The following is a 1,108-nucleotide window of genomic DNA, read 5'->3' as shown; positions in this document are numbered from 1 at the left end:
TTTTTCAAGAGAGAGCACTTATTGGGGAGTGCTTTCTCTTGTTTTCACCTTTTGATGAGGACAAGCATATATTGAAGTGTAGGGCAGGCTTACTGGCTTGTATCTATCCTTATTTTAATGCTCATTGAAAACCCTTATCACATTAAGAGGATCTACTGGCGCAGGTCCTCATTTTTTATTGAACAAAATGGACATTTGAATGGATAATGCCTTCCTTAAAATAACTGTAATTAAAAAACAGTTTTTATAAAAAGTATAAAATTAATGTTATAATGACCTAAATAACCCCAAATAAAGTTTATTTTAGAAAAGGGGGTAGATGGAAAATGTTTCAGAGGCTCAAATTTTATGTAATGTGCATATTAATTAGTTCATTTTTAGGTGGAATTATCATAGGTGCTAATTTCTTGGTACATAACATATATAATTTAGTTGCAGGTAAAGAATATCATTTTAATATGTGGTCTTCTATTATTATATTTAGTGTCGTATTCATTTCGGGTTTCTTGTACATGTTGAAGAAAGGGCCAAATATACTTGTTAATAATTAAAACAATATCAATTATCATAGGCGCTGCCGTGATCTAGGTAGCGTTTTGTTGTTGTTAAGAAAAGATAAGGTATAAATCAAAAAAAGAGAGCTAATGCCCTCTTTTTAAACAAAACCTAAGGTTTATGCACAAATTGGAATCCCTAATGCTATTAAAGTCAATGCTACTTGAAGAGAAAGCTCTAATCTAGCAATTTCGATTCCGGCAACTGAGACCACTAAAAAAGGTTGTCCATTAACGAATAAAACACAACTGTCCATGCTTACGCCTCCTTTCTAGTAATCTACTACAGTATATGAATAAAATCTTTATATGTAATAGTTGAATTAATCGATTTAATAGAATTGATAGATTTGTCCTGTTTTACAAAACAAACCAACACAAAGAACGAACATAAATGTCCTGTGTACCAGTCTAAAAGTTGATGCTTTTAGATAATGCGGAAAAATTATTGAAATCACACCTTAAATCCATCTAAGGGTTAGTCTGAAATAAAATATGCAAAACAATGATAACTCTTAAATAGTATCAGGGGATGATGATGGGATATCCAAGAG

At 31.4% G+C, this 1,108-nt stretch carries 2 protein-coding genes; one reads left to right on the top strand and one right to left on the bottom strand.

The window, feature by feature from the left end; all coding sequences use genetic code 11:
• Nucleotides 1–326: 326 nt before the first annotated feature.
• The gene (locus tag ABWK52_RS28655; protein ID WP_000487740.1) at nt 327–551 is read left to right on the top strand and encodes a hypothetical protein; all 225 of its coding nucleotides are present in this window, start codon (nt 327–329) and stop codon (nt 549–551) included.
• Between the two features lie 122 nt (nt 552–673).
• Here the strand turns inward: ABWK52_RS28655 and ABWK52_RS28650 are convergent, their stop codons facing one another.
• Nucleotides 674–811, bottom strand: a complete 138-nt coding sequence (locus ABWK52_RS28650) for a DUF3956 domain-containing protein (RefSeq protein ID WP_000376551.1) — start codon at nt 809–811, stop codon at nt 674–676.
• Nucleotides 812–1,108: the final 297 nt, after the last annotated feature.

The sequence above is a fragment of the Bacillus sp. AP50 genome, assembly GCF_040492675.1.
In the GTDB taxonomy this organism is placed as follows: Bacteria; Bacillota; Bacilli; order Bacillales; family Bacillaceae_G; genus Bacillus_A; species Bacillus_A cereus.
Note: the sequence above shows the minus strand (reverse complement) of the source record. Positions and strands in the feature narration are given on the sequence as shown.